This window comes from Variovorax sp. P4_B10 (assembly GCF_056402375.1).
In genome coordinates this window covers 55,891-63,059 of the sequence record NZ_JBFUHN010000038.1, presented here as the reverse complement: position 1 = coordinate 63,059, position 7,169 = coordinate 55,891, and the positions used below count along the sequence as shown (strand labels likewise).

The 7,169-nt window shown below is 67.8% G+C and carries 6 protein-coding genes, 1 tRNA gene and 1 pseudogene; 3 read left to right on the top strand and 5 right to left on the bottom strand.

The window, feature by feature from the left end:
* From AC1DXX_RS18720 to AC1DXX_RS18710, 3 genes and pseudogenes are all read right to left on the bottom strand, one after another.
* A pseudogene (locus AC1DXX_RS18720) lies at positions 1–284 on the bottom strand (adhesin); the annotation flags it as partial.
* Positions 285–458: 174 nt separating this feature from the next.
* Positions 459–1,490, bottom strand: a complete 1,032-nt coding sequence (locus AC1DXX_RS18715; protein WP_478135705.1) for an alpha/beta hydrolase family protein — start codon at positions 1,488–1,490, stop codon at positions 459–461.
* Positions 1,491–1,605: 115 nt separating this feature from the next.
* Entirely contained in the window at positions 1,606–2,769 is a 1,164-nt protein-coding gene (locus AC1DXX_RS18710) for an AraC family transcriptional regulator (protein WP_478135704.1), read from the bottom strand.
* A gap of 115 nt (positions 2,770–2,884) precedes the next feature.
* Here AC1DXX_RS18710 and AC1DXX_RS18705 point away from each other — a divergent pair, with 115 nt between their 5' ends.
* From AC1DXX_RS18705 to AC1DXX_RS18695, 3 genes are all read left to right on the top strand, one after another.
* A complete protein-coding gene (locus tag AC1DXX_RS18705; RefSeq protein WP_478135703.1) occupies positions 2,885–3,346 on the top strand; it encodes an Rrf2 family transcriptional regulator in 462 nt (153 codons plus the stop codon).
* Positions 3,336–4,241, top strand: a complete 906-nt coding sequence (locus AC1DXX_RS18700) for an NAD(P)/FAD-dependent oxidoreductase (protein WP_478135702.1) — start codon at positions 3,336–3,338, stop codon at positions 4,239–4,241. Before AC1DXX_RS18705 ends, AC1DXX_RS18700 begins: the two co-directional genes overlap by 11 nt.
* Before the next feature lie 65 nt (positions 4,242–4,306).
* A tRNA-Gly gene (locus AC1DXX_RS18695) sits at positions 4,307–4,382 on the top strand.
* 51 nt (positions 4,383–4,433) lie between these two features.
* Here the strand turns inward: AC1DXX_RS18695 and AC1DXX_RS18690 are convergent.
* Complete coding sequence (locus AC1DXX_RS18690) at positions 4,434–5,474, bottom strand: RNA ligase (ATP) (RefSeq protein ID WP_478135701.1); 1,041 nt, start codon at positions 5,472–5,474, stop codon at positions 4,434–4,436.
* Between the two features lie 355 nt (positions 5,475–5,829).
* Positions 5,830–7,152 (bottom strand): fumarylacetoacetase, encoded by a 1,323-nt coding sequence (gene fahA / locus AC1DXX_RS18685; RefSeq protein ID WP_478135700.1) that lies wholly within the window; start codon positions 7,150–7,152, stop codon positions 5,830–5,832.
* Between the last annotated feature and the right edge of the window lie 17 nt (positions 7,153–7,169).

Here is a 7,169-nt window from a genome sequence, read left to right as displayed (position 1 = left end):
GCACCCGTTGCGCCGCCGACCACGCCGCCGACCGAGTTGCCCAGGCCGCCCACCGCACCGCCGGCGCCGCCGCCGCTGGCGGAGGTGCCGGCATTCGCGGCGGTCCCGGCGCCTGCGCCTGCACTGCCTTGGGCCGGCGCGGCCTTGACGGTGCCGGAGGTGTTGACATCGGCATTCACGCCCACGCCGACCCCGACACCCTGTGCCTGAGCGAAGCCGCTCATGGCAAGCAGGCCTGCGAGCAAGGCGCCGACGACGATGGACTTGTGTTGTTGCTGCTTCATGGGTGACTGTTCCTTTCGTTTGAGTGGTCACTGACGAGAACCGGCTTGTGGGCCAGTTCGGTCGCTACCGTGGCGGGCGGCCCCTATGTCGCCGTGTGCGAGACAGTCGCTCTCGCTTGTGGGACGCCTCCGTCGTCCGAAATGGGGGGTGATGCGTTAGGGGCGCCATCTTGGTCAAGGCAGCAGATGCGTACTGAAGAAGGATGTTGTCTTGCGGTTGACCTCCAATAGCGCCGCACGATCGAATCCGGGCGGGTCGTTGAGCATGTCGCCGACCAGCCCGGTGAGCCCCGGCGGCAGCGGCGAAAGTAACGAGCCGTGACCGCCTGTCGGCAAATCGGCGATCAGCTCGCAACGCGGCAAGCAGGCCGCGAGCACCCGATCGCTGTGATACCGCGGCACCAGCCAGCGGTCCTGCTGCGCGGTGATGAGCCCCAGCGGGACGCGTGGCGTGGCGAGCGAGGCCATGTCGAAGTCAGCCGATGAAGGCACCGCCGCCACCACGGCGGCGATGCGTGGGTCGTTGTGCGCGCGCGGCGTGGCGTCGCCGAAGCGGTGGCGGATCACGAACAGCGCGCCCCATTTCCGGATGCCGTCGAGCCCGCTCCCGGTCAGCCGGGTGATCAGGCCGACACAGGACTGGAAGTCGCCCTCCAGGTCGGTTTCGCAATGCTGCTTGAACGCGGCCGGCGACCAGCGCCCGCCGGCCAGGCTCAGTGCGGTGTGGCCACCGGCCGACATGCCGTACATCCCGACCCTGTCGAGCTTCAGCAGCGGCGCGAAGCGCGCGTCGCGCCCCACCGCGTCGATGGCGCGCGATACCTCGGCCGGCCGCAGCGTCCAGCTGTCGGGGCCCGGATTGCTCTCGTCCTTGTAGTTGTCGGCCTTGTGCTCGGGCATCGCCACGACGAAGCCGGCGTCCACCAGGCTGCGGGCCAGATCCGAATGCACCCAGGGCGCGCCGCCCGATCCGTGCGAGACGACGATCAGCCGGCCGTTGCCGCGAGCTGGCGCACCCTGCACCGCCACATTCAACGTGAAAGGGCCGCGCCGGGTCGGCTGGGCCTTGTCGTTCGATGGATAGAACACCGTGACCGGCCCATCGCCGGACATGCCGGGAATCTCGGCCAGGCCCATGGCGGCGTGCGCCAGCCCGGACAGCAGTGCCAGCACCAGGGCCGGCAAAAGGGAAAACAGACGTCGCATCGATCGAACTCCTTGTTGTCGTCGAAGGCCCATGCCCTCGGCGACCCGGACGATGCCGCGGTCCACCCGCTGTGTCTTGCCGAAAGCTCCAAGCGCGGCTTTCGGGCCGCCGATTTCAGGATTCGGCCAGCTTTTGCCTGCGGAATTCGGTGGGCGTGAAGCCGGTGGCCGCCTTGAATGCGCGATTGAACGGCCCGATGGACTGGAAGCCTGCCGTGAGCGCGATCGTCAGGACGGGCAGCTCGCGCTTGCCCGGATCGGCCAGCGCCGCCAGTGCCTCCTCGAGCCGGAAGCCGTTGACGAAGGCGTTGAAGTTGCGGTGCCCGAGCCGCTGGTTGATGAGCCGCCGCAGGCGGTACTCCGGCACGGCCAGCCGCGCGGCGAGGGTGGCGACGCTCAGGTCCTCGCTGCGGTAGATGCGCTCGACAGCCATGGCGCGCTGCAAGGATTCGGCGAGGCGATCTTCGGCGGGGTCGGCTTCGGGCGGCGGCGGGGCCGCCGGCTGGACGGCAACTGGCTCGACGGCGTCTGGCTCGACGGCAATCGGCTGGACGCCGACCGGCTGGACGGGCGGTGCCAGGGGAGGCACCGCCGGCGCCCGCGCCGCCGGAAACAACTCCGACCCCGCCAGCCGCACCATCCGCCACGCCACCACCGCCACGATCAGCAGCAGCATGGCCACATCCGCCGTGGCCGAGAGGCCCGACAGCTGGCCGCGTGGCGACGCCAGCCGGACGGCCAGCATCGCCACGCTGTAGCCGATGCCGGTCACCACGATGAACACGCGCAGCCGGCGCCGCTTCTCCACCAGGTCGTCCTGCCAATGCGACGCCGCGGCGAACGCGGCCAGCACCGCGAACACCAGCGGAACGGCACGTTGCAGGCCCATCGCGACCGGCGCGAGCACCGACGCACCGCCGGCCACGACCGCGCAATTGAACGCCGCCAGCACAGCGACCGCGATCCAGGCCACGACATGCAGCGGCCGCAGCGCGAAGTCGTCATCGAACAGCGCCTGCACGAACACCCAGAACAGCACCGCATTGCCGACCGAGACGGCGATCAGCGGCGCCTGCCAGAGCCGGGGTACCAGGGCCTCGAACGTCGGCGTCGAACCGATGACCTGCACGCAGAGGCCGAGCGTCAGCGCCACGCCGGTCCGCGCCGCCGGCAGCCGAGGGCGGTCGCGGCCCAGCACCATCGCCAGCAGGAGCAGCAACGCGATCAACACCCCGCGCAGCGCGGCGTCGAGCAGGATCGGGGGGAGGGCGGTGGGCATGCGGTCGGCTGGCGGCGTGAGGGCGGCCGACGATAACAGGCGGTAACCGTTTTGCCGATAGGGCCAAGACGCCGCTCTTCAGGCATTCATGTTTTCTTGCAACTCATAATGTTGCATGAAACGAGACAGCAAGCTTTCAGGCGTTCTTCACGTGCTGCTGCACATGGCAGAGATGGACGGGCCGATCACGTCCGAGTCGCTCGCGGCGGCGATGCACACCAACCCGGTCGTGGTGCGCCGGCTCATGGCGGGCCTGCGCCAGGCCGGCTTCGTGAGTTCGGCCAAGGGCCACGGCGGCGGCTGGGTGCTGTCGTGCTCGCTGGCCCGCGTGACGCTGGGCGACATCCACAACGCCGTCGGCGCGCCCGCGCTGCTCGCGATGGGCAATCGTACCGAGAGCCCCGGCTGCATCGTCGAGCAGGCCGTGAATGCGGCGCTGGACGACGCCTTCGATGCGGCCGAGGCCTTGCTGCTCAAGCGTTTCAACAGCATCACGCTGGCCGATCTCTCCAAGGACTTTCATCGCCGCATGACAGGCGGCGGCTTTACCAGGAAGGACATTGAACATGCGCTATGACGCTCTTGTCGTGGGCGGCAGCTTTGCCGGCCTTTCCGCTGCCATGCAGCTTGCGCGCGCACGAAAGAAGGTGTGCGTGGTCGATGCGGGCGCACCACGCAACCGCTTCGCCGCCGCGGCGCACGGCTTCTTCGGCCAGGACGGCGTGCCGCCGCTGAAGATGATTGCCGACGCGCGCGCCAAGCTGCTGGCGTACCCGAACGTCGCCTTCATCGAGGGCCGCGTGGTCGGCGCCCATGCCGATGAGGCCGGCGGCTTCATCGCATCGATCGACAGCGATCGGCAGGTGTCGGCCGGCAAGCTCATGCTGGCCTTCGGCGTGCAGGACGGCTTTCCCGACGGCATCGCCGGCGTGAGCGAACGCTGGGGCACCAGCGTGCTGCACTGCCCCTATTGCCATGGCTACGAATTCAGCGGCCGCAGGCTGGGCGTCTTGATCGAGGCCCCGCACCCGCCGGACCATGCGATGCTGATCGCCGAATGGGGACAGGCCACGCTCTTCCTGAACGGCAACCACACGGTGGACGACGAGGCGCGCGCCAGGCTGCAGGCGCGCGGCGTGGCCATCGAGCCGGGGCGCATCGTAGCGCTGGAAGGCCCGGGGCGCGATCTTTCCGGTGCCCGCCTCGACGACGGCCGGCTCGTGCCGATCGACGCGATGTTCATGGCGCCTCGCACGCGCCCCGGCAGTCCGCTTGCCGGGCAGCTCGGATGCGCGTTCGACGATGGCCCGTTCGGCCCGGTGATCCGCACCGATGCGATGAAGATGACCACCGTGCCGGGCGTGTACGCCGCGGGCGATGCGGCCATGATGATGCACAACGCCACGCTGGCCTCGGCCGACGGCGTGATGGCCGGCACGTCGATGCATCGCGCGATGGTGTTCGGCGCTTGACCCCACTTTTTTCGCGGGCTCGGAAAAATCGGGCTCGGAGCCCCCTATAATTCGACGCTCGAAATGCGGGAATAGCTCAGTTGGTAGAGCGCAACCTTGCCAAGGTTGAGGTCGAGAGTTCGAGACTCTTTTCCCGCTCCATATTTCATGCAAAAGGCCACCTCACCGGTGGCCTTTTCTTTTAGGGCTTGCTCAGCGGTCTGCGTGCTTCAGCAAGTAGCGGTTCGAGATCGCCTTGAACGACAGCTGACCGTCCAGCCGCTTGAACACCAGACCTTCACGGGTGGTGTCCGGGTTCAGCGACGGCCCTTCGGCGTACGCCAGCACCTCGGCCATCGATCCGCCGAAGCGGTCGATCGTGATGACCTCCAGCAGCGGAACGGTACGAACCGTCGTCCCCAGGGCACGCAGGGCGTCGATGACGGCCGCACGCTCTTCCATTCCACAGTAGCTGCCACGGTCGATGTCGAACACGTCGAAGACGTGAAATTCCTGGCCGCGCAGCTTCTCCGGGTTGCCCTGGATGCCGTCGCCGATGATCTCGCCCTGCAGCGCCAGGTTTCGGCCGAGTGCTGCCAGGGCTTCGAGCAGGCGGTCTTGCCGCGCCACGCGCCACAGGCTGTTGCCTGCCGTTTCACTGAGCTGCCAGTTGCGGCCGCAGACACCGAGCGCGCCTGCGTTGTGGAACACGGTCATGCTGGAGCCGTCGAGCTTGACCGTGACCTCGAACGCGTGTCCGTCCCTGGACGCCAGGACCTCGGGCAGGTTCTGGATCCGCTCCTGGTCGGTCTTGGCGATGAAGGACGGGAACACTCCTTCGACCTCGCCCGACAGGCAGGCCGGGATCACGGGCTCCCATTTCCCGATGCCGAGGAGCTCGGCCCAATCGCGTTGGCGCAGTGCAGGATCGGCCAGCGCCAGCGCATCGATCTCCGAGAACTGAGACAGCGGCAGGATCAGCCCTTGCGAAATCTGGCCGCGCAGCTTCATCGTGCGAAGCCGCACACCGCGCTGCGCGTTCCAGGTGATCGCGGCTTTCTCCAGAAAGGCGAAGCGTGGATCGTCGAGCGGCAGGAATGCGTCGATCTCGAAGAACACGCATCGGTCGCCGACAGCGAACTCGCCCTTCTTGATGACGACGGTCCAGCCTTCGACGACCGCGCATTCGATCGCATCGGCTCCGGGGATCGGGCGGATGGCGTCGACGGCACGGACGGTGACAAGTTTGCGCATATGTTTTTTCCCTGTGTAGATGATTTCGGATGACGGCGCGTGGAAAGAAAAAGGCCCGGAACCATTCGGTATCCGGGCCTCTACTGAAAAGAGTTGAAGAGATGCGCGCTATGCGCTGCCTCCGCCCGGTGACGCCTGATTGCCCAGCTGCGTGGAATCCGAATGGCTTGCGGCGCGCACGAGCGCTCTGGCCGATGCGGGGCAGGTGCTGCTGATGGCGAGGACCGGTGCTGCGTTCACGATGAGGTGTGTGGGTGGTGGTTGTCTGTCGGATCGACGTGGTCGAATCCGCGAGGGAATCGGACTGTAAATAGTGTTTACTCCGGCGTCAACACCCGCTGTGGTTTTGTTGCCGTCAGCCCTTCGCCGGCAGCACCGTCCCCCGGCTCTCCCCAAATCCGATGCGCGCATGCCCCGGCTTCTCGCACCAGCCGCGCAGCAGCACCGCATCGCCGTCTTCCAGAAATCCGCGCCGGTCGCCGTTGGCCAGCGTGACGGGGCTCTGCGCCGCGCGCGTCAACTCGATGATCGCGCCGGCTTCTCCCGGACCGGGGCCCGAGATGGTGCCGCTGCCGAACAGGTCGCCGGGGTTCAGCTTGCAGCCGCCCATCGTGTGGTGCGCCACCATCTGCGCCACGCTCCAGTACTGGTGCCTGAAGCTCGTGCGCGACAGGCGCGAGGGACCGCTCCCGTCATCGCGCGCCTTCTCGCTTTCGAGCCAGACCTCGAGGCCGATGTCGATCGCGCCGCTGTCGCGGTTCGCTTCGCTCTCCAGGTAGGCGAGCGGCTGGGGCTCGCCGGCCGGCCGGCTCCAGGCCTCGCGATAGGGCGCGAGCGCTTCCATCGTCACGATCCATGGCGAGATGGTGGTCGCGAAGTTCTTCGCGAGGAAGGGGCCGAGCGGCGCCATCTCCCAGAACTGGATGTCGCGTGCCGACCAGTCGTTGAGCAAACAGATGCCGAAGATGTGCGCCTCGGCGCGTTCCAGTGGAATGGGTTCGCCGGCCGCATTGCCTTCGCCGATCCACACGCCGAGTTCGAGCTCGTAGTCGAGCCGCGCGCATGCGTGGTACGTGGGCGCCTTCGCGCCCGGTGCCATCGTCTGCCCCATCGGACGGTGAAAGCGCTGTCCGCTCACGCCGATGGTCGACACGCGCCCGTGGTACGCGGTCGGAATCCAGCGGAAGTTCGGCGTGACGTCGCCGTCGGGGTTCATCAGGCGGCTGATGTTCAGCGCATGATCGATCGATGTGTAGAAGTCGGTGTAGTCGCCGATGCGCGCGGGCACGGTGTATTCGACCTCGGCCTGCGGCACGAGGCACTTGCGCAGGTCGTTCACGGTGGCTGCCGGCGCGTCGCTTCGCAGCAGCGCGAAGACCGCGTGGCGCAGCGCCTGCCATGCGGCGGCGCCGAGCGCGAAGAAATCGTTCAGCGCAGGCTGCGCGGCGGCCCGCGCCGCATCGAGCGCCAGCCCACCGACGTGCCGGCCGGAAGCCAGCGCCGCCAGGTCGAGCACCTGGTCGCCGATGGCCACGCCACCGCGAAACGGCTCGGTGCTGCCCGTGCGGCGGAACACCGCATACGGCAGGTTCTGGATCGGGAAGTCCGTGCCCGCGGCGTTGGCTGTGTCGACCCAGCTCCTGGCGTTGGCGTCATGCGTGTGATTGAGTGCAACCATGGCGGTGCCTTCCTCTC